We start from the raw sequence: 20,244 nt of genomic DNA, 5'->3' as shown, positions 1-20,244 counted from the left end.
GATGTGTATAAGAGACAGCGAACGTCACGCCGCGATCGCAACGTCACGCTGCCGGGGCCTCGCGGGCCAGCAGGCTCTCCTTGATCGGCAGCCCGTAGCGGAACCCGCCGAGCGTGCCGTCCGTGCGCAGGATGCGGTGGCACGGCACGAACAGCGCGGCCGCGTTCATCGCGCACGCCCCGGCCGCCGCGCGGACGGCCGCCGGCCGCCCGGTCCGGACGGCGTACTCGCTGTACGTCAGCCGCTCGCCGGCCTTCACCTCGCGCAGCACGTCCCACGCGTGCGTCCGGTAGGGCCCGCTCGCCTGGAGCACCGGTATGCGCCCCGGCGCCCCGTGGTCGCCGTCGTAGTAGGCGCGGACGGCGTCCGCGGCCTCGGCGAGCAGCCCCGTCGGGTTCGTGTCCCGGACGTCGCCGGACGGGCGCAGCGTGGGGTGGACCAGGGCGAGGAGCGCGTCGACGTCGTTCGTCCAGCCGGCGGCGAGCACCTGCTCCCGCGTCTCGCCGGCCGGGCCGCCGTCGCGGGCCGGGCCGCCGTCGCCGGCGGGGACCGCCGCGACGACGACGCTGAAGGGGCCGTCGGGGGTGATGAGGGTCGTGGTCTTCATTGTTCTTCCTTCCGAGAGTTCGGGCTGTCAGGCGCACAGGTCACCCGGGTGACCTGTGGGTCCGACACGTCAGGCGGAGCGCCAGAGGTGCATCGCGGCGTACGAGCGCCAGGGCGCCCAGGCCGCGCCGCGCACGGCGAGCTCCTTGAACTGGTGGGGCCGGGACTCCTCGGCGGAAACCAGCCCGAGGTTGCGGGCCCCGGCGAGCAGCGCGACGTCGCCGTCCATGAGGACGTCCGGGTCGCCGAGCACGCGCAGCGCCACGTACCCGGCCGTCCACGGACCGATCCCCGGCCGGGCCACCAGGCGACGGCGCAGGTCGTCCGGGTCGTCGCCGACGCTCAGGGTGAGCGTCCCGTCCGCGAGGTCCCGGGCCGCGCCGAGCACGGTCGCGAGCGTCCGGGCGGGCAGCCGGAGGTAGGCGGCGCCGTCCTGGGCGGGCGGGACGTCGGCGCGTGTCGGGACGCCGTTGCTCGCGACGATGTCGGCGACCGCGCCGTCCGCCCGACCGCGCCCGTCCGCCTGTGGGGCCGGGGGACCGGCGATCTGGCGCGGCGTCGGGAACAGCAGACCGAGTCCCTCGAACGCCGAGACGTACGGGGTGCCCACGCCCTTCGCCAGGCGGGACAGGTGTGTGCGCGCCGCGGCGACGCTGATCTGCTGCCCCACGATCGCGCGCACCAGCAGCTCGGCCGGGTCCAGCGTGCCGGGCACCCGGATCCCCGGCACCGCCCCGACCGACGGCGCGAGCACGGGGTCGGCCGCGAGCGAGGAGTCGACGGCGACCGGGTCGGCGTCGAGGTCCAGCAGCCGCCGCACGCGCGCGACGGCGACCGGCGCGTCGGCGAGGTCGGCGAGCTCGAGGTCCAGGTCGACCCGGCCGCTGCCGGGCCGGGGCACCCGCACCTCGAACGCCGCCGGGCCGTGCGGCAGGAGGACGGTCCGGGCGTACCGGAGCACGCCGACCCCCAGGTCCGCCGACTCCACCCCCTCGACGGCGCGCACGGCCAGGAACTCCAGCACGCCGCGCGCGTCGAACGGCTCCCGAACGGGCAGCGTCAGCGAGATCCGTACGGGCTCGGCCGCCGTCGTCGCGACTTCGGTCGGATGACCTGAGCTCGGTCCGTCGACCGACCGATCTCGCGCCATCTGACCGATCTCACGGGCGGCGCGTGAGCCGGCCGCACCCGACCGCGCCGGGCGCCGGGCGCGGGCGCGCAGCTCCGACGGCGTCGCACCGAAGACCTCGGCCACGGTGTCGTTGAACTGCCGGATCGAGCCGAACCCGGCGGCGAACGCGACGTCGGCCAGGCGCAGCGAGGTGCCGACCAGGAGGGTGCGCGCCGTCTGCGCGCGCTGCGCCCGGGCGAGGGCCAGCGGCCCGGCGCCCAGCTCGCCGACCAGCAGCCGGTGGAGCTGCCGCTCGGAGTACCCCAGGCGCTGCGCGAGGCCGGACACGCCCTCGCGGTCGACCACGCCGTCGGCGACCAGGCGCATGGCGCGGCCCGTGAGGTCGCGGCGCAGGTCCCACGCGGGCGTGCCCGGCGCGGCCTCGGGGAGGCACCGTTTGCACGCGCGGAAGCCGGCCTCGTGCGCGGCGGCGGACGTCAGGTAGAACGAGACGTTCTCGGCCTTCGGCGTGCGGGCCGGGCACGAGGGCCGGCAGTAGATTCCGGTGGTACGGACCGCGGTGTAGAACTGCCCGTCGAAGCGGGAGTCACGCGCGGCGATGGCGCGGTAGCGCTCGGTGAACGCGGGATCGCGGAGCTCGACGTCGGTCATGCCCACCATCCTGCGCCCCGTCCGGGCGTAGCGGCTAGCGGGATTCGGACACGGCAGTGAGGGCCGTCAGACGCGCCTCGAGGCCCTCGCGGACGCCGGGCCACTCGTCCGAAAGGATCGAGAAGTACAGGGTGTCGCCCTCGGAACCGTCGGGGGCCACGCGGTGCGCGCGCAGCCGGCCCTCCTCGCGGGCACCGAGCTTGAGGATCGCCGCGCGCGAGCGCGTGTTGCGCGCGTCGCAGCGCAGCGCCACCCGGCGCAGCCCCAGCTCCTCGAAGGCGTGCCGCAGCAGCATCAGCTTGCACGCCGGGTTGGTGGCGCCCGCCCACCAGTCCCGGCCGTAGAACGTCGAGCCGATCTCGACCCGGCGCTGCCCGGTGTTCAGCTCGTAGAACCGGGTCGAGCCGCGCACCGCGCCGTCGGACCCGAGCACCACGAACGCGAGGTGGTCGGGCGCCGCGACCGCGGCGTCGACGTAGGCCTCCATCGCGGGGACGGTGTCGGGGAGGGCGCTGGTCATGCCCGCCCAGAGCTGGGTGTCCACCAGCGCGGCCAGGGCCGGCGCGTGGTCGCGCGTCAGCGGTTCGAGGCGGACGCCGTGGGCGGCGAGGCGGAGATCGTGCTGCATCGCGCCATCCCATCACGCACGCGGCGCCCCGGGTTCCCGTGTCCGGAGCCCGGAACCGCGTCCGGGAGACGCGGCCGTGGCCCGCTCACCGCAGGTCCCGGAGGTACGCCGCCGCACCCCCGTAGCCCTCGGTCCGCCGCTCGTCCAGGGTAGCGATGATGAGCAGCACCCCGCCGGCCGCCGCGAGCGTGAGCATCCACGGCACCGCGGAGATCTCGGTCCCGAGCTGGCTGACGAACACGATCAGCACCTCGACGGGCAGCACCCAGACCCCCAGCAGGAACGGCGCCGCGAGCCCGCGGCGCGATCCGACCAGCACCCCGGTCAGGGCCACGGCGACGACGAGCACGGCCCGCCACGTCTGCGGGTCGGTGAAGGTCGCGAGCACCGAGGGCCCGAGCAGCGCCAGGATCCCGGGCCCCAGCAGGGCCCACGAGCCCGTCCAGCCCACGGGCCAGCCCACCAGGGTGCGCTCCGGGACCCGGGCCGAGTCGGGCCCGCCCACCTTGGTGCGCGCCTCCCACTCGCCGAGCGCGAAGCAGCCGGCCACGACGAGCCCCACGCCGAGCGGCACGGAGAACACCTCGACCCGCAGCTCCCGCGGCACCCAGGCCGCGATGCCCGCTGCCAGGGCCGCCATCCAGACGGCCCAGGACGGGACACCCGTGGTGTGCCCGCGCAGCAGCCGCCGCGCGACCACCACGAGGAGCACGAGCAGCGCGACCTCCAGCGCCCAGAGCGTGATGATCGCGCCCCAGTGGGGCTCGGTGTTCGCCACGGCCCCCACGGTGAGGAAGAGCAGCGCCGGGACGCGGCCCGCGGTGTCGATCGCGCGCCGCAGGCGGCCCGACGGCGCGCCCGTCCGGGCACCGCCGACGGCCACGAGGGCGAGCGCACCCGCCGCGAGGGCCCAGCCCAGTCCCGTCGCGAACCGGACCCCCGGATCACCGACCGTGGACCCCGCCACCTGCAACGACTCGACGGTCAGGCCCGCACCCGCGAGCAGCACGGCGCCCGCCAGCAGGGTCCGGGCCCGTGCGGACCACTCGGCCGACACGACCGGCCACCGCCGGAGCGCGAGGACCGCGAGCGTCAGGACCAGGCCGGTCACCAGCAGGACCCAGGCGCGCGGGTCTCCCGGGGTCGCGCCGAGGGCGAGCGTCAGGTCGCTCGGCACGAGTGCGAGCACGAGGCCCGCGGCGACGAGCCGCCACCCGTGCGTCCGGACCCGCCGGGCGAGCAGCGCCCCGACGAGCACCGCGCCGACGGCGGGCGGGAGGGTGTAGGCCTCGACGAGCCGCACGCCGCCGTCGGCCAGCGCGGTCCAGGCCGCGGCCGTCGCGAGGGCGCCGGCGGCCCACCAGACCCTGGTGCGGTCGGGCTCGCGCGCCACGACCCCGGCGCCGACGGCGAGGAGCAGCAGCACGGCCACCGCGACGTCGGGCCCGGCGGCCGGGCGGCCGTAGGCCAGGCCGATCGTGATCGCGCCGGTGACCACCGCGCTCAGCTCGAGCATCCCGCGCACCAGAGCGCCTGCGCTGCCGGCGTCCGGCACCCGGCGGGCGAGGAAGCCGGCCACGCGCGGCGCGCCGCCCGCGACGACGGCGACCGCCGCCGCGATCACCGGCAGCAGCACGGGCGAACCGCTGAGCGGCAGCAGCATGGCGCCCGCGCTCACGATCGCCACCGCGGTGGTGGGCAGCACCAGGCCCGCGGCCAGCACCCGGACGGCGGGCGCGAGCCCGGTCCGCCGGGTGAGCAGCAGCACGAGCTCCAGGAGCAGCATCGCTGCGGCCGCCCCGGCGGACCACCAGGTGCGGTCGAGCACCACGGTGTACACCCCGAGCGCGAACGGCACGGCCGTCACGCCGAGCACCGCGAACCACTGGGTGCGGGCCACGCGCGTGCCGACGGTCACCGCGACCGCCGTCAGCGAGGCCGCCGCCGACACGGTGCACACGGCGGCGACCCAGCCGAACCCGAGCCAGCCCAGCCAGACACCGCCCACGACCAGCGCGTACGCGTAAGCGCCACCGACGAGGACGGGGTGCGAGACGCGCGGCAGGGCCGCGCGGGCGGCCAGCGCCAGCGGCACGACGACGGCGGTGGCGACCAGCACCGTGGGGCGGCTCTGCCACGAGCCGACCGTCAGCAGGACGAGGGCGACGCAGGCCCCGGTCAGCGCGGCCGGACGCCAGGTCGCACCCTCCTGCGGGCTCATCGCGGAGCCGCCGAGCCGCACCGTGAGCCGCGTGGCCCGGCGCAGCCCGTCGGCCCCCGCCCGCACAGCCGTGACGACGGCGCGCAGCCCGCGCCAGGAGCGCGCCGGGTCGGCCGTCGCCGCCAGCAGCACGGCGGCGAGGACCGCCAGCAGCGCGAGCGACGTCACCGCGGCCAGCCGGGCGTGCAGCGTCGCGGCGACGGCGAGGCCCACCGTCGCCCACGGCGTGAGGCCCCGGGCGGTCCGCACCAGGGCCGACGGCGGTCGCGACGCCGGGCCCGCCGCGACGCCCAGCCGGGACGCGGCCAGCACCAGGACGGCCAGCACGAGCACGCCGAGCACGTTCAGCCCGCGCTCGTCCGCCGGCAGGAACGGGCCACCGAGCGGGGCATCGCCCGGCGTCCGCGCGGGGGCGGCGCCGAGGGGGCCCGTCAGGACCTCCAGCACGCGCAGCGCGGCCAGCCACAGGGCCGGGACGGCCGTGAGCACCGCGACGAGCCACGCCGCGAGCAGCAGGTCGGCACGCGTGCGGGCGGCGGGCACGAGCCCGCGCGCACGTGCGGCGACCAGCACGGTCAGCGTCACGGCGAGCACCGCCCACGCGACGCCCGCCGCCGCCGGCAGCACCCACAGGAACTCGATGTCCGCCCACTCCGTGAGGAACAGGGCGGCGACCGCGCCGAGCGCCCCAGCGGCGAAGGTCCACCAGCGGCGGTGCGTGCCGCGCCGCAGCACGGCGGCGGCGACGGCGGTGACCGCCAGCACGGCCGCCGTCTCGGAGTCCCCGGGGAGGCCGGCGAGGATATCGGCCGGCGGCACCAGGAACGCGGTGCAGACAGCCAGCGCGACCCCCAGCGCCTGGGCCACCTCCAGCAGCCGGAGCTCCACCCGCAGCGCCGAGCCGACGCGCGGGCCCGAGACACGCGCGACCGGCGGCCCCGCCAGCGCGGCCAGGGCGACGAGCAGCGCGCCCGCGCCGACGGCCCACGGCAGCGTGCCGTCGTCGTCCGAGAGGGCGAGCGCCGCCGGGAACGCCGCGAACGGCGCCGCGACCAGGCCGGTCGTGACCCAGGCCCGGACCCGCAGGGCGTGCCCGACCGCGACGGCGCCGACCGTGACGGCCGCCCACCAGGCGGCGAAGGGCAGCGGGGCGACGTCGGGCAGCGTGAACGTGGTGAGGAGGGCCGCGGGCAGCGCGACGGTGCGGACCACGCCCAGCACCCGCGACTCCCACCGGAGAGTGGTGTCGAGCCGTTCGCCGGCCCGGAGCAGGAGGCCGCTCGCGTAGTGCGCCACGAGGCCCGTCGCGACCAGGGCGAGGATCCAGACCCACCGGGGCAGGCCGACGTCGGAGAGGCCCGCCGCGAGCAGCACCGGCACCAGCGGTGCGGCGACGGCGCCGGCGGCGACCCACGACCGCACCCGGAGCCGGCTGCCGAGGAGCACGAGCGCCGGCGCGAGCAGCGCGAGCAGGGCCGCGCGGGCGAGGAACGGCGCGACGCCGCCGAGCAGCCCGGCCTCCAGCCCGAGCTCCGCGCACACCCAGCCCAGCGCGACGGCCAGGGTCGCCACTGCCTCCGCCGACGACCGCAGCCCGGCCCGGCGCATCAGCGCCGCCGCGACCACGGAGGCGACCGTGACCGCGAGCGTCGCGACCGTGCGCAGCACGAGCTGGTCGGCGAGCGTGAAGAACACGAAGACCACCGCGGAGACGGCGACCAGCGCCGCGCCGACCCCGGCGAGGATCGGCTGGAGCGCGACGGTGCTGCGCTGCCGCACTGGACTGGCGACGGTGCCGGCCGACGGGGCGGCGCCGGCCGCGGCACCGGTTCCGGCCGCGGCCACCGCGCCGGCGGACGTCGTGCGGTTCGCGCCGGACGAGCCCGCCGTCCCGGCCGACGCCGGGCCCGCCGTCGTCGGGCTCGCGGCACCTGAGCCGACCGGGCCTGAGCCTGCCGGGGCCGACCCGGCGGCTGCTCCGGCCTTCCGCGCGTAAGCCGCCGCCGCTGGCTGCTCGGCGCGCATCTCGTCGAGGACCCGCTGTCGCTCACGGATGGCCCGCTCGACGGCGAGCGAGGCCTCGTGCACCTCGATCCCGCGCCGGCCGCCCAGGTCGAGCGCGCAGGTCCCGCAGACCGTCCCGTGGAGGGTCGCGCCGCAGGCCGGGCAGGACACGGTGTCGGGCAGCCGCCGCAGCGCGTGACGTACCCACGTCTCTTCCATGGGCGGAAGCCTGGCGGAGCCGGACCCTACGAGGACAGCCCGGCACGCCAGGGAACGGTCACAGTTTCATGCCGAATGTGCGTTTCGCGCGTCTGGACGTGGTGTCCAGAGGCGTCAGACCGTGGCGTCCAGCCAGTCCAGCACCGTGGTCAGGTACTTCTCCCGGGCCGGCTTCGGGGACAGCGCCAGGTCGTGCGCACCGCCCTCGATGACGGCGATCTCCACGGTCTGCCCCAGCCGCGGCGCGCGGGCGTGCATGTGCGCCACGTCGAGCACCACGTCCGTGCCGAGCTGCTCCGCGACGTCCCCGGCGTCGGACCCCGTGCGGCCGCTGGTGCACACGAGCACCGGGCACTGCACGGCCAGCCCGCGCCCGACCGCGCGGTGCCCGCGGCGGATCGCCGCCAGCCACCCGGCCCGCACCGGGAACCCCGCGTACGGCTTCCACCGCAGGTCGTACTCCCACTCGCCGCCGTTGGTGGCGTGCAGGGACCGGCCGTAGCCCTCGCCGAGCCGGGACACGACCAGCCGTGGTGTGACCCGGCCGAGCACGTAGACGGCCTGGGTGACCAGGGTGCGGTCGGACCAGCTCCCCTTGAGGTCGAACCAGGGGCTGTTCAGCACCAGGGCGGTGACCCGGCCGGGCCGCGCGTTCGCGTACATCGAGGTGATGAGACCGCCCGTCGAGTGCCCCAGGAGCACCAGCCCGGTGTGGCCGTCCGCGGCGATCACGCCGGCGGCCGCGTCGAGGTCCTGCGCGTAGAGCTCCAGGCGGTTGATCATGTTGGCGTCGCCGCCCGCCGCCGTCCACGCGTCCATGGACCGGCCGTGGCCGCGCAGGTCGACGGCGTAGAACGGGTAGCCCCGCCCGGCGACCGCCTCGGCCAGGTGCCGCTGGAAGTAGTAGTCGGTGAACCCGTGGACGTACAGCACGGGCGGGCGCCCGACCACCGGTCCGCCCTCGGGCGTGTAGCGGATCAGGGTGGCCTCGGCGCCGCCCGGGAGCTGGAGCGTGCGGGCCTCGAAGCCCGCACCCAGCACGTCCTCGGTCCAGTCGTTCACCCGGCCAGTGTGCCCGACATGCGCGGCGCGCGGCCAGACAACATGCGCTCCCGGCGCAGCGCGGGCAGGAAGCAGAGGGCGCCCAGCGTGCTGAACACCCCGCCGATGATCATGGCCGCCTGGGTGGACAGCAGACCCGCCGTCCAGCCGAGGGCGGGCGCGCCCAGCGAGTAGGCGGCGAACGAGAGCATCGACGCCATCGAGAGCACCGTGGTGCGGTTCCGGGACTCGGCCTCGCGGTGCAGCAGCGCCTGGTAGGCGGGCCCGCACGCGCCGTGCAGCCCGTAGGTCACGAGGTACGCGGCGATCAGGCCGACCGGACCGAGCGCGAGCCCCATCCACACCGTTCCCAGCCCGTTGAGCACGCGCGCGATGATCGCCGTCCGGGCCACGCCGAGCCGGGGCGTGGCCAGGCCCGTCAGGGCCGCCCCGCCCGCGAAGACCGCCCAGCCGGCGGCCGCGGCCGGTCCCGAGACCGCGGCCCCGGCCTGCGTGCCGCCCAGGAGCTCGGAGAGCCGGATCGGCTGGAACGTCTCGAAGATCACCATCCCCACGCTCCAGAACACCTCGACGATCAGCAGCCAGCGCAGCACCCGGTTGTCCCGCGCCAGGCGCAGCCCGTCGCGGACCACCCCGGGCGCCTGGCGGGCCGAGTCGAGCAGCCGGCTCCCCACCCCCGTGCCGCCCGCCGTGCGCGGCACCTCCCGGACCAGCACGACGACAGCCACCAGGTGCACCACGGCGAGCACGGCGTACACCGCGTACGGCAGCACGAGCGCCGACCACGCGGCCACGGGGTGCCACCAGACGAGGGCGCCGGAGACCAGGGCGCCCGCGGCGATGACCACCCCCATCACCGTGCCCTGCGCGGCGAGCGGACGGTCGACGTCGGCCCCCGGCTCGGTGGCGTGCACCGTGTCGACGAACCAGGCCTCCAGCGGGCCGGAGTCGAGCGCCCGGAAGATGCCGGTGACCGCTGCGGCGAGGGCGAAGGCCCAGAAGGACTGCGCGGTGAGGAACACCACGGCCGCCGCCACCTGCAGCACGGCGGCCGCGACGAGCATCGGCCGCCGGCCGAGCGAGTCGGCCAGGCCCGCGGTGGGCAGCTCCAGCGCGAACACGACGAAGCCGCCGACGGACAGCGCCGTGAGGGCCTGCGGCACCGACAGCCCGCGCTCGATCGGCAGCAGCGTGGTGACCGTGACGACCAGCCCGACGGGGAACCAGCGGGTCAGGGTGAGCAGCAGGAAGACCTGCCGGGCGCGGTGCGGGGTCAGGGGGGTCATGACCGGTCCGTCCCGTCCTCGGTGCCGGCGTCGGTGCCAGCGGAGGTGCCGCCGGAGGTCCCGGCGTCGTCCGCGCCCGGCACGTCGTCCGCCTCCAGCGGGAAGGCGGCCTGCCAGATCGTGATGCGGCGGGAGCCGGGGCCACCTCCGGCCTCCCGGTACTGCTCGAACAGCAGGTCCATGTCCGCGCGGAGCGCCGTGAGCTGCTCGGCGTTCAGGTCGAGCCCGGTGTCGCCCTGGCCCGCGGCGTCCTGCCACTCGCTGGGCCAGGCCTCGGCGACGTCGAGCCAGTGGCCGAACTCGGTGCTGAAGAGCCGCAGGTAGTCGCGCTGCAGCCAGCTCAGGGCCGTCGCGGCGTCCTCGTCGGAGGAGAGCTCCGAGGGCGTCCAGCTGTGGGAGCTCGTGGTGGCGCGCCACAGGCGCTGCTTGCCGGCGCCGTCGCCGGTGTCCCCGACCAGGCCCACGGACTCCAGCTTGCGCAGGTGGTAGCTGGTGGCACCGGTGTTGGTGCTGAGCGCGGTCGCGAGGGTGGTGGCCGTCGCGGGCCCGCCACGCCGCAGGGCGCCGAGCAGGCGCGACCGCAGCGGGTGGGCGAGCACCTTGACGGCCTCTGGGGTGAGGCGGAAGTCGTCCTGGGGATCGGTCATACGTGCACAGTACGCGTGCACAATCTCTGTGCACAAGAGTCATGCACAAAAATTGTGCACGCGAGCCTGGTCAGAAGAGCATGACGACGGCGGTCACCACGCCGGCGACCACCACGAGCACCCGGAACACGCTCGGCGGCATCTTGCGGCCGATGCGCGCGCCCACGTACCCGCCCACCACGGATCCCGCGGCCAGCAGCCCGATCGCCAGCCAGTCCAGGTCGGCGACGAACACGAAGATGACCGTGGCGATCACGTTCGCGGCGAGCAGCGCGACGGTGCGCAGCGCGTTGATGTTCCGAACGGCCAGGTCGGTCCCGAGCCCCAGCACGGCGGCCATCATGACGCCGGCGCCCGCGCCGAAGTAGCCGCCGTACACGCCGGTCAGCACCGAGAAGACGACGGTCGCGGGGGACATGCCGTGCCGCAGCCGGGTCGGCTCGTCGCGGGTGCGCCGCAGCCACCGGCTGATCCAGGGCTGCACGCCCACCAGCAGGCAGGAGGTCAGGATCAGCCACGGCACGATCGCCTCGAACACCCCGGGCGGCAGCGCGAGCAGCAGCACGGCCCCGCCCACGGACCCGACGGCGCAGGTGATGAGCACGATCAGCGCGACGCGCGGGTGCTCGCGCAGCTCCTGCCGGTAGCCGAACGACCCACTCAGCCCGGCGGGCACCAGGCCCACGGTGTTCGACGCGTTCGCGACCACGGGCGGCAGGCCCACGGCCAGCAGCACGGGGAAGCTGAGGAGCGAGGCGACGCCGACGGTCGTGGACAGCACGCCCGCGCCGAAGCCGGCGCCGAGCACGGCGAGGTGCTCCCAGCCGGTCATCGCTCGTCCTCCCGCAGCAGGGCGACGTCGCTGACCATCTCGACGTGCGCGTGCATGGCCGCGGCGGCGGCCTGCGGGTCCCGGGCGCGGATGGCGTCCGCGATGGCGCGGTGCCCGGTCAGGGAGTTGCGCGGCCGGCCGGGCTGGGAGAGCGACTCGATGCGGCTCTCGCGGATCAGGCTGGCGATCTCCCGCATCGTCCGGGCCAGCAGGTCGGAGTGCGCCGCGGCCGTCACTGCTGCATGGAACTGCTCGTCGGCGTCCACACCCCGGTCCCCGTGCTCGATCGACGCCGCCATCGCGTCCAGGGAGGCGTCGATCGCGACGAGGTCGTCCTCGGTGCGGCGCTGCGCGGCCAGGGCGGCGATCTTGGTCTCCAGCGCGTCCCGGATGTCGATGATCTCGGGCATGCGGTCGGCGTGCGCGCGGATGGCCTCGACGATGCGGCTCTCGCCGAGCTTGCCGGTCAGCACGGTGCCGTCACCGTGCCGCACCACCACGACGCCCACGACCTCGAGCGCGACCAGCGCCTGGCTGAGCGTCGCGCGGCTGACGCCGAGCCGGGCGGCGAGCTCCCGCTCCGGGGGCAGCCGGTCGCCGGCTTTCAGCCCGTTCTGGGTGATCCACGTGGTGATCTGCTCCGCGACCTGCTCGTAGAGGCGGGTGCGGGCCAGCGGGGTCGGCAGTTCGGCGGAAGCCTTCGGGGTCACCACCTGAGGATACTTGACAGAACGGACACTGGCCTATTGGCTAGGCCACTGATCCATCGTGCCTCGTCGGTCAACGGTGACCGCCGCGATGGAGACAGAGGAGTTCTCATGGGTCCTGAGTGGATCGCGATCATCGCGCTCGTCGCGTTGTTCGTCGCCGGGACAGTCCTGCCGATCAACATGGGCGCGCTCGCCTATGTCGCGGCGTGGTTTGTCGGCGTCTTCGCCCTGCACATGGACGAGAAGGAGGTGCTGGGCGGGATCAGCGCCGATCTCGTCCTGACGCTCATCGGCGTCACGTACCTGTTCTCGATCGCCAAGAACAACGGGACCGTCGATCTCATCGTCTCCCAGGCCGTCCGCGCCGTCGGCGGCCGGGCGGCGCTCATCCCCTGGGTCATGTTCGCCGTGACCGCGCTGCTCACCGCCATCGGTGCCGCCAGCCCCGCGGCCTGCGCCATCATCGGCCCGGTCGCCCTCGGGTTCGCCCGCCGCTACAAGATCAACCCGCTCATGATGGGCATGTTCGTGGTGCACGGCGCCCAGGGCGGCGGGTTCTCGCCGATCAGCATCTACGGCACCATCACCAACTCGGTCATGGCCGACGTCGGCTACGAGGGCACCGAGATGGGCGTCTTCATCGCGTCGCTCGCGATCAACACCGCGATGGCCGTGGTCCTGTTCCTCGCGCTCGGCGGCCGCCAGCTCATGAACGAGCGGGTCGACCCCGCCGACGCGTCCGGGCACCTCGTCGACGACCTGCACGCCGGCGGCACCTCCGTCACCGTCAGCGGCCAGGGCGCGGGCATCTCGACCACCACGCGCGGGCTCGGCGTGCGCCGCGACCACGTGCTGACCCTCGTCGCCTTCGCCGCCGTCGCCACGACCGCGCTCGCGTTCGACCAGAACATCGGCTTCGTCTCCATCACCGCCGCCGTCGCGCTGGCCATGCTGTCCCCGCACCAGCACAAGGACGCCGTCAAGCAGATCGCCTGGCCCACCGTGCTGCTCGTCGCGGGCGTGAGTACCTATGCCGCGATCCTCACCGCCTCCGGCGCGCCCGAGTACATCGGCACCTGGGCCGCGGGCCTCGGTGTCGCGGCCGTCGGCGCGCTCGTCCTCTGCTACGTGGGCGGGATCGTCTCGGCCTTCGCGTCGTCGACGGCGCTGCTGCCGGTCATCATCCCCATCGCCGTGCCGCTCATCGCCGCCGGCGGCGTGAGCCCCTGGGCGATGGCCGCCGCCCTGGCCGTCTCGTCGACCATCGTCGATGTCAGCCCTTTCTCCACGAACGGAGCCCTGATGCTCGCCAACCGCCCGGACACGATCTCCGAGCAGGCCTACTACAAGCAGATCCTCGGTTACGCCGTCATCGTCACCCTCGTGGGGCCGCTGCTGGTCTGGGCCATCCTCGTCCTGCCGGGCTGGTGAGCACGGTGAGCACCATGACCGGACCCCTGACCGACGTCGTCGTCGTCGACCTGTCCCGCGCCCTCGCCGGGCCGCACGCCACCATGATGCTGGGCGACCTGGGCGCGCGCGTCGTCAAGGTGGAGGTGCCCGGGCGGGGCGACGACACGCGCGGCTGGGGCCCACCGTTCGTCGGCGAGGAGGACGCCCGCGAGTCGACGTACTTCCTCTCCGCGAACCGCAACAAGGAGTCCATCGCGCTCGACCTCAAGGCCGACGCCGACCGGGCGACCCTGCTCGACCTCGTCGACCGCGCCGACGTGCTCGTGGAGAACTTCCGGCCCGGCGTCCTGGACCGGCTCGGCCTGGGCGTCGAGACGCTGCTGGAGCGCAACCCGCGCCTGGTGGTGCTCTCGATCACCGGGTTCGGGCACGACGGGCCGGAGGGCGGCCGTGCCGGGTACGACCAGATCGCCCAGGGCGAGGCCGGCCTGATGTCCCTGACGGGCTCCGGCCCCGACGACCCGCAGCGCGTGGGCGTGCCGATCGGCGACCTGCTCGCCGGGATCTACGGCGCGTACGGCGTGCTGGCGGCGCTGCACGAGCGGCACCGGACCGGCGTCGGCCAGGTCGTCCGGACGTCGCTGCTGGCCGCCGTCACCGGGGTGCACGCCTTCCAGGGCACCCGGTGGACGGTCGCCGGGGAGGTGGGGCGCGCGCAGGGCAACCACCACCCTTCCATCGCGCCGTACGGCCTGTTCCGCTGCCGTGACGGCGCCGTCCAGATCGCCGTCGGGTCCGAGGCGCTGTGGCAGAAGTTCTGCCTCGCGTTCGGGCTCGACGCCGACGCGGAGGGCCTGCGGGACAACTCTGGGCGGGTGGCCCGCCGCGACCAGGTGATCAAGCTGGTCGAGGACGCGTTCGAGCCCTACGCCGCGGACGCGCTGCTGACGAAGCTGTCCGACGCCGGGATCCCGGCGGGCCGGGTGCGTACGCTCGACGAGGTGTACGCATGGGAGCAGACCGCGAGCCAGGGGCTGCTCGTGGACGTGGAGCACACGAGCCTCGGCAGGCTGACCCTGCCGGGCCCGCCGCTGCGGTTCTTCGACGCCGACGGCGCCGAGGTCACGCGGCGCGAGCACCGCGCGCCGCCGGTGCTGGACGAGCACGCCGCCCGGATCCGGGCCTGGCTCGACGCGGCCGGCGGGGCGGGCGGGCTGGGTGGGCCCGGTGGGCTGGGCGGACGTCGGCCGGAGGCCGGTCCGTGACCCGCCGCTGGACGGCGCGCGAGCTGCTCGACCTGGTGCTCGACGCCGGCAGCTTCGAGTCCTGGGACGAGCCGGTCGACACCTCCGGGCACTCCGCGGAGTACCGCGCCGTGCTGGCCGCCGCCGCGGAGAAGGCCGGCACCGACGAGTCCGTGCTCACCGGCCGCGGTCGCGTGCGCGGGCGGCCCGTGGTGGTCGTCGTCAACGAGTTCCGGTTCCTCGGGGGGTCCATCGGCCGGGCCGCCGCCCGGCGGATCACCGCCGCCGTCCGCCGCGCGACGGCGGAGCGCCTGCCCGTCCTGGCCACGACGGCGTCCGGCGGCACTCGGATGCAGGAGGGCACCCCCGCCTTCCTGCGGATGGTCGAGATCTCGCGCGCCGTCATGGCGCACCGCGACGCCGGCCTGCCCTACCTGGTCTACCTGCGGCACCCCACGACGGGCGGCGTCTACGCGTCCTGGGGATCGCTCGCCCATCTCACCGTCGCCGAGCCGGGCGCCCTCATCGGGTTCCTCGGCCCGCGCGTCGTCGAGGCCCTGACCGGCAGGGCGCTGCCCGACGGCGTGCAGTCCGCCGAGAACCTCGCCGCCAAGGGCGTGCTCGACGGCGTCGTCACGCCCGAGAGCCTGCCAGCTCTGGTCGAACGGGCGCTCGCGGTGCTGGTCGACCCGCCGTCGTCGTCCACGCTGCCGCGCCGGACGGGCGAGCCCTCCGGGACGACGTCCGCCTGGGACTCCGTGCTGCGGACCCGCGCCGCGGGCCGGGTGGGCGTGCGCGACCTGCTGCGCCACGGCGCGTCGGGGACCGTGCGGCTGTCCGGCACGGACGAGGGCGAGCGGGACGAGTCGATGCTGGTCGCGCTCACGCGGCTGGACGGCCGGCCATGCCTGGTCGTCGGGCAGGACCGGAGCCGGCAGACCGAGAGCACCCCGATGGGTCCCGCCGCGCTGCGCGTGGCCCGGCGCGCGATGGGGCTGGCCGAGGAGCTGCGGCTGCCCCTGGTCGCCGTGATCGACACCCCCGGGGCCGAGCTGTCGCAGGCCGCCGAGGAGGGCGCGCTCGCCGGCGAGATCGCGCGCTGCATGGCTGCGCTCACCCGCATGACCGTGCCGACGCTGTCGGTGATCCTCGGCCAGGGCTGCGGCGGCGGGGCGCTCGCGCTGCTGCCCGCGCAGGCGGTGATCGCGGCGGAGCACGCCTGGCTGTCGCCGCTGCCGCCCGAGGGGGCGAGCGTCATCGTGCACGGGGACACCACGCACGCGGCCGAGCTGGCGGAGGCGCAGCACGTGCGCGCCGTCGACCTGCTCGCCGAGGGCGCGGTACAGCGGGTGGTCCCGGAGCACGACGACGACACCGTGCCGGACATCGCCAGGGCCGTCGCCGCGGAGTGCGCGGCGGTGCTGACGCGGCTGGCCGGGGCCTAGCGCTTCTCGACCGCCTTGCGGACCTGCTGGACCAGCGCGAACACCAGCAGCGCCGCGAACGCGATCGAGGCGACGTTGTCGGGCAGCACGACCGACAGGCTCGCGCCGCCGAACGAGAAGACCGACGCCACGAGGCCGATGATGGCCGCCGTCTTGAGGTGCACCAGGCCGTTGCGGGCGTTGACCCAGGTGCCGGAGATCGCGGTGGGGATCATCGCGACCAGCGACGTGCCCTTGGCGAGCGCGGGCGCGAAGTCGAACAGGGCGGACAGGCCCGGCACGGCGATCTGGCCGCCGCCGATGCCGAGCAGGCCTGACGCGATGCCCATCACGAGGCCGAGCCCGACCATGCCGGCGCCGTCGAGCAGGCTGGGGACGCCCTGCGCGGTGTCGACCAGCGGCGGGTCGGCGAACGCGTCGAGCAGGGAGCGCACGATGCCCGCCACGAGCACGCCGACGAACAGCCAGCGCAGGAGGGTCTCCGGCACGCGCGCGAGCAGCCGGGCCCCGTACGCGGCGCCGGCCACGGAACCGACCACGAGCAGCCCGGCCGAGATCAGGTCGACCGCCTGGTGGGTCAGGTACGGGATGGAGCCGACGATCGCCGCCGGCAGGATCGCCGCGAGCGAGTAGGCGCTGGCCCGGCGCTGCGTGAGGCCGCCGAGCGAGGTCAGGAGCGGCACCATCACGATGCCGCCACCCAGGCCGAACAGCCCCGAGAAGGACCCGCCGACGATTCCCACGAGGGCGGCGCGGGGTGGGGTCAGGGAGTCGTCAGTCTGCTCGGTCACCCCGTGATGATCTCAGGTGAGCGGCGATGGTCCGCGCACAGTCCAGGGACCCGGTGCTCGTGGTGTCGATCTCCAGGTCGTACCGGACACCCCGGTGGACGACGTCGGCCTGCTGCGCGGCCATGCCCGTGACCCGGTCGCCGCGGGTGGCCTCGCGCCGCGCGGCGACCGCCGGGTGGCACCGCACGCCGACCCAGAGCGTCGGCACGTCGCCCAGCGCGTCGAGCCAGCGGCGCTGGGACCCGGCGCCGCCGAGGAACACGTCGTCGACCACGAGGTGCGCGCCCGCGCGGGCCATGGCGACCAGCCCGGTGATCCAGGCGTCCTGCAGCGTCATGAAGTCCTGCCCGACGGCGACGCCGCCGTCGTCGGCGAACCCGATCCCGTCGCCGCCGGTCGTCAGCCGGGCGGGCATCGCGTCGACGAGGGTGTCGATGCTGAGCGAGAGCCAGGGCTCGGGCAGCACGACCTGGAGGTCGCGGGCGATCGCCGACTTGCCGGAGCTGGATCCGCCGTTGAGGACGATGACCTGGGTGCTCATGCGGTCACCGTACGAGTGTCGGTGAGGCGCGCTACAGTGATTATCAAGTTGAGCGGAATAGACTCAACTTTGAGACGGTTTCATCGAGGTAGAACTCCGCCCACGTTCACCAGCCCCGGGAGGCTTCATGGACACCAAGTTCACGACCATGTCGCAGCAGGCGATCGGCGACGCCATCCAGTCGGCGTCGGCGGCCGGCAACCCGCAGCTCGAGCCGGTCCACCTGCTCGCCTCGCTGCTCCAGCAGGAGCGCGGCGTGGCCGTCGGCCTGCTCGACGCCGTCGGGGCGAACGCGCAGGCCATCGGCCAGCAGGTGCGCGCCGCCCTCGTCGCGCTGCCCCAGACCAGCGGGTCCAGCACGGCCCAGCCGAGCGCGAGCCGCGCCCTGGCGACGGTGCTCGACCTGGCGGGCAAGGAGGCCCAGGGGCTGGGCGACGAGTACGTCTCCACCGAGCACCTGCTCATCGCGCTCGCCGCCGGGCAGTCGTCCGCGGCGCAGATCCTGTCCGACGCCGGGGCGACCGCCGACGCGCTGCGCGCGGCCCTGCCGGCCGTCCGCGGTTCCGGCCGTGTCACGAGCCCCAACCCGGAGGGCACCTACAAGGCGCTGGAGCAGTACGGCACCGACCTCACGCAGCAGGCTCGCGACGGCAAGCTCGACCCGGTGATCGGCCGCGACTCGGAGATCCGCCGCGTGATCCAGGTGCTGAGCCGCCGCACCAAGAACAACCCGGTGCTCATCGGCGAGCCCGGCGTCGGCAAGACCGCCGTCGTCGAGGGGCTGGCGCAGCGAGTCGTCGCGGGCGACGTGCCCGAGTCCCTCAAGGGCAAGCGGCTGATCTCCCTCGACCTGGCCTCGATGGTGGCCGGCGCCAAGTACCGCGGCGAGTTCGAGGAGCGCCTCAAGGCGGTCCTGGAGGAGATCACGGCGTCGGACGGCGAGGTGGTCACCTTCATCGACGAGCTGCACACCGTGGTCGGCGCGGGCGCCGGCGGCGACGGCGCGATGGACGCCGGCAACATGCTCAAGCCCATGCTCGCGCGCGGCGAGCTCCGCATGGTCGGCGCCACCACGCTCGACGAGTACCGCGAGCACATCGAGAAGGACCCCGCGCTGGAGCGCCGGTTCCAGCAGGTCTTCGTGGGCGAGCCGTCGGTCGAGGACACCGTGGCGATCCTGCGCGGGCTCAAGGAGCGCTACGAGGCGCACCACAAGGTGACGATCGCCGACTCGGCGCTCGTGGCCGCCGCATCCCTCTCCGACCGGTACATCTCCGGGCGGCAGCTCCCCGACAAGGCGATCGACCTGGTCGACGAGGCCGCGTCCCGCCTGCGCATGGAGCTCGACTCCTCGCCGATCGAGATCGACGAGCTGCAGCGCGCCGTCACGCGCCTCGAGATGGAGGAGGTCGTGCTTTCCGAGTCGGCCGACGCCGCGTCCAAGGACCGGCTCGAACGGCTCCGCGCCGACCTGGCCGACCGCCGGGAGGCGCTGGCCGCGCTCACCGCGCGCTGGGAGTCCGAGAAGGCCGGGCACAACCGCGTGGGTGACCTGCGCGCCCGCCTCGACGAGCTGCGCACGGACGCCGAGCGCAAGCTCCGCGAGGGCGACCTGGAGGGTGCGGCGCGCATCCAGTACGGCGAGATTCCCGTCGTCGAGAAGGAGCTCGCGGCCGCCGAGGAGGAGGAAGCCGGCGCGGAGGACGTGCCGGACGGCCTCGGCCCGGAGACCACCGAGCCGCCGATGATCGCCGACAAGGTCGGCGCCGACGAGATCGCCGAGGTGGTGGCGGCGTGGACCGGTATCCCCGCCGGGCGCCTGCTCCAGGGCGAGTCCGAGAAGCTCCTGCACATGGAGGACGTGCTCGGCGAGCGCCTGATCGGGCAGCGGGCCGCGGTCGCCGCGGTGTCCGACGCCGTGCGGCGCACCCGGGCAGGCGTCTCCGACCCGGACCGGCCCACCGGCTCGTTCCTGTTCCTCGGGCCCACGGGCGTGGGCAAGACCGAGCTCGCCAAGGCGCTCGCCGACTTCCTGTTCGACGACGAGCGCGCCATGGTGCGCATCGACATGTCCGAGTACGGGGAGAAGCACTCCGTGGCCCGGCTCGTCGGCGCCCCTCCGGGCTACGTCGGGTACGAGGAGGGCGGTCAGCTCACCGAGGCCGTGCGGCGCAGGCCGTACTCGGTGGTGCTGCTGGACGAGGTGGAGAAGGCGCACCCCGAGGTCTTCGACATCCTGCTCCAGGTGCTCGACGACGGCCGCCTGACCGACGGCCAGGGTCGCACCGTGGACTTCCGCAACACCATCCTGGTGCTGACCTCGAACCTCGGCTCGCAGTTCCTCGTGGAACCGATGCTGTCGGACGAGGAGCGGCGGGAGTCCGTGATGACCGCCGTCCGCGCGGCCTTCAAGCCGGAGTTCCTCAACCGGCTCGACGACGTGGTGGTCTTCGACGCGCTGTCGCTCGACGAGCTCGGCCGCATCGTCGACCTGCAGGTCGACGCCTTCTCGAAGCGGCTCGCCGACCGGCGCATCACGCTGGAGGTCACCGCGGCGGCCCGCGAGTGGCTCGCCCTGGAGGGCTTCGACCCGGCCTACGGTGCCCGGCCGCTGCGCCGCCTCGTGCAGCGCGAGATCGGCGACCGCCTGGCGCGGCTGCTGCTCGCGGGCGAGGTGTCCGACGGCGACACGGTGGTCGTGGACCGCGGTGCCGGGGAGGGCCTGACCCTCGAACGGCGGGTGCTCACCGCGTAGCCGGAGCTCCGGGTGCGCACCGCGTCGCGGGCGCACCCGGATGTGACGGTCTTGTGA

General features: G+C 75.0%; 15 protein-coding genes. 4 read left to right on the top strand and 11 right to left on the bottom strand.

Annotated elements, in window-relative coordinates; genetic code table 11:
* Positions 1–43: 43 nt before the first annotated feature.
* The 9 genes from ACFWEJ_RS14630 to ACFWEJ_RS14590 form a co-directional block, all read right to left on the bottom strand.
* The gene (locus ACFWEJ_RS14630) at positions 44–607 is read right to left on the bottom strand and encodes a methylated-DNA--[protein]-cysteine S-methyltransferase (RefSeq protein WP_377229931.1); all 564 of its coding nucleotides are present in this window, start codon (positions 605–607) and stop codon (positions 44–46) included.
* A 69-nt stretch (positions 608–676) separates the two neighbouring features.
* Positions 677–2,389, bottom strand: coding sequence for a DNA-3-methyladenine glycosylase 2 family protein (locus ACFWEJ_RS14625; protein ID WP_377229930.1), 1,713 nt, complete (start codon positions 2,387–2,389; stop codon positions 677–679).
* Between the two features lie 34 nt (positions 2,390–2,423).
* Positions 2,424–3,017: a GNAT family N-acetyltransferase gene (locus tag ACFWEJ_RS14620; RefSeq protein WP_377229929.1), complete on the bottom strand. Its 594-nt coding sequence runs from the start codon at positions 3,015–3,017 to the stop codon at positions 2,424–2,426.
* A gap of 85 nt (positions 3,018–3,102) precedes the next feature.
* Positions 3,103–7,461, bottom strand: a complete 4,359-nt coding sequence (locus tag ACFWEJ_RS14615; protein ID WP_377229928.1) for an SCO7613 C-terminal domain-containing membrane protein — start codon at positions 7,459–7,461, stop codon at positions 3,103–3,105.
* A gap of 114 nt (positions 7,462–7,575) precedes the next feature.
* Complete coding sequence (locus tag ACFWEJ_RS14610; RefSeq protein ID WP_377229927.1) at positions 7,576–8,523, bottom strand: alpha/beta hydrolase; 948 nt, start codon at positions 8,521–8,523, stop codon at positions 7,576–7,578.
* Positions 8,520–9,809, bottom strand: a complete 1,290-nt coding sequence (locus ACFWEJ_RS14605; protein ID WP_377229926.1) for an MFS transporter — start codon at positions 9,807–9,809, stop codon at positions 8,520–8,522. The genes ACFWEJ_RS14610 and ACFWEJ_RS14605 overlap by 4 nt, the downstream gene beginning before the upstream one ends.
* Positions 9,806–10,456, bottom strand: a complete 651-nt coding sequence (locus tag ACFWEJ_RS14600; RefSeq protein WP_377229925.1) for an ArsR/SmtB family transcription factor — start codon at positions 10,454–10,456, stop codon at positions 9,806–9,808. Before ACFWEJ_RS14600 ends, ACFWEJ_RS14605 begins: the two co-directional genes overlap by 4 nt.
* Positions 10,457–10,526: 70 nt before the next feature.
* A complete protein-coding gene (locus ACFWEJ_RS14595; RefSeq protein WP_377229924.1) occupies positions 10,527–11,288 on the bottom strand; it encodes a sulfite exporter TauE/SafE family protein in 762 nt (253 codons plus the stop codon).
* Positions 11,285–12,001 (bottom strand): FadR/GntR family transcriptional regulator, encoded by a 717-nt coding sequence (locus ACFWEJ_RS14590; RefSeq protein ID WP_377229923.1) that lies wholly within the window; start codon positions 11,999–12,001, stop codon positions 11,285–11,287. Before ACFWEJ_RS14590 ends, ACFWEJ_RS14595 begins: the two co-directional genes overlap by 4 nt.
* A gap of 105 nt (positions 12,002–12,106) precedes the next feature.
* Here ACFWEJ_RS14590 and ACFWEJ_RS14585 point away from each other — a divergent pair, with 105 nt between their 5' ends.
* Genes ACFWEJ_RS14585 through ACFWEJ_RS14575 form a run of 3 tightly spaced genes read left to right on the top strand, consistent with a single transcriptional unit; the run spans position 12,107 to position 16,100 of the window.
* Complete coding sequence (locus tag ACFWEJ_RS14585; protein ID WP_377229922.1) at positions 12,107–13,429, top strand: SLC13 family permease; 1,323 nt, start codon at positions 12,107–12,109, stop codon at positions 13,427–13,429.
* Positions 13,430–13,443: 14 nt separating this feature from the next.
* Complete coding sequence (locus tag ACFWEJ_RS14580) at positions 13,444–14,676, top strand: CaiB/BaiF CoA transferase family protein (RefSeq protein WP_377229921.1); 1,233 nt, start codon at positions 13,444–13,446, stop codon at positions 14,674–14,676.
* Positions 14,673–16,100 (top strand): carboxyl transferase domain-containing protein, encoded by a 1,428-nt coding sequence (locus ACFWEJ_RS14575; RefSeq protein WP_377229920.1) that lies wholly within the window; start codon positions 14,673–14,675, stop codon positions 16,098–16,100. The genes ACFWEJ_RS14580 and ACFWEJ_RS14575 overlap by 4 nt, the downstream gene beginning before the upstream one ends.
* Here ACFWEJ_RS14575 and ACFWEJ_RS14570 read toward each other — a convergent pair.
* Positions 16,097–16,891, bottom strand: a complete 795-nt coding sequence (locus ACFWEJ_RS14570) for a sulfite exporter TauE/SafE family protein (protein ID WP_377229919.1) — start codon at positions 16,889–16,891, stop codon at positions 16,097–16,099. The two genes, ACFWEJ_RS14575 and ACFWEJ_RS14570, sit on opposite strands and share 4 nt — an antisense overlap.
* A complete protein-coding gene (gene cpt, locus ACFWEJ_RS14565; protein ID WP_377229918.1) occupies positions 16,875–17,432 on the bottom strand; it encodes a chloramphenicol phosphotransferase CPT in 558 nt (185 codons plus the stop codon). The genes ACFWEJ_RS14570 and cpt overlap by 17 nt, the downstream gene beginning before the upstream one ends.
* A gap of 127 nt (positions 17,433–17,559) precedes the next feature.
* On the opposite strand from cpt, the gene clpB reads away from it, so the two are divergent.
* Positions 17,560–20,187 (top strand): ATP-dependent chaperone ClpB, encoded by a 2,628-nt coding sequence (gene clpB / locus ACFWEJ_RS14560; protein WP_377229917.1) that lies wholly within the window; start codon positions 17,560–17,562, stop codon positions 20,185–20,187.
* The last annotated feature ends 57 nt before the right edge of the window (positions 20,188–20,244 follow it).

This window comes from Promicromonospora sp. NPDC060204 (assembly GCF_042728455.1).
In the GTDB taxonomy this organism is placed as follows: domain Bacteria; phylum Actinomycetota; class Actinomycetes; order Actinomycetales; family Cellulomonadaceae; genus Promicromonospora.
Note: the sequence above shows the minus strand (reverse complement) of the source record. Positions and strands in the feature narration are given on the sequence as shown.

What these genes read in the sequence shown, in the direction of transcription:
- ACFWEJ_RS14605 (WP_377229926.1), bottom strand. Translation starts at nt 9,809, where the DNA reads ATGACCCCCCTGACCCCGCACCGCGCCCGGCAGGTCTTCCTGCTGCTC.
- ACFWEJ_RS14585 (WP_377229922.1), top strand. Translation starts at nt 12,107, where the DNA reads ATGGGTCCTGAGTGGATCGCGATCATCGCGCTCGTCGCGTTGTTCGTC.
- ACFWEJ_RS14580 (WP_377229921.1), top strand. Translation starts at nt 13,444, where the DNA reads ATGACCGGACCCCTGACCGACGTCGTCGTCGTCGACCTGTCCCGCGCC.
- ACFWEJ_RS14615 (WP_377229928.1), bottom strand. Translation starts at nt 7,461, where the DNA reads ATGGAAGAGACGTGGGTACGTCACGCGCTGCGGCGGCTGCCCGACACC.
- cpt (WP_377229918.1), bottom strand. Translation starts at nt 17,432, where the DNA reads ATGAGCACCCAGGTCATCGTCCTCAACGGCGGATCCAGCTCCGGCAAG.
- ACFWEJ_RS14630 (WP_377229931.1), bottom strand. Translation starts at nt 607, where the DNA reads ATGAAGACCACGACCCTCATCACCCCCGACGGCCCCTTCAGCGTCGTC.
- ACFWEJ_RS14595 (WP_377229924.1), bottom strand. Translation starts at nt 11,288, where the DNA reads ATGACCGGCTGGGAGCACCTCGCCGTGCTCGGCGCCGGCTTCGGCGCG.
- ACFWEJ_RS14600 (WP_377229925.1), bottom strand. Translation starts at nt 10,456, where the DNA reads ATGACCGATCCCCAGGACGACTTCCGCCTCACCCCAGAGGCCGTCAAG.
- ACFWEJ_RS14620 (WP_377229929.1), bottom strand. Translation starts at nt 3,017, where the DNA reads ATGCAGCACGATCTCCGCCTCGCCGCCCACGGCGTCCGCCTCGAACCG.
- ACFWEJ_RS14625 (WP_377229930.1), bottom strand. Translation starts at nt 2,389, where the DNA reads ATGACCGACGTCGAGCTCCGCGATCCCGCGTTCACCGAGCGCTACCGC.
- clpB (WP_377229917.1), top strand. Translation starts at nt 17,560, where the DNA reads ATGGACACCAAGTTCACGACCATGTCGCAGCAGGCGATCGGCGACGCC.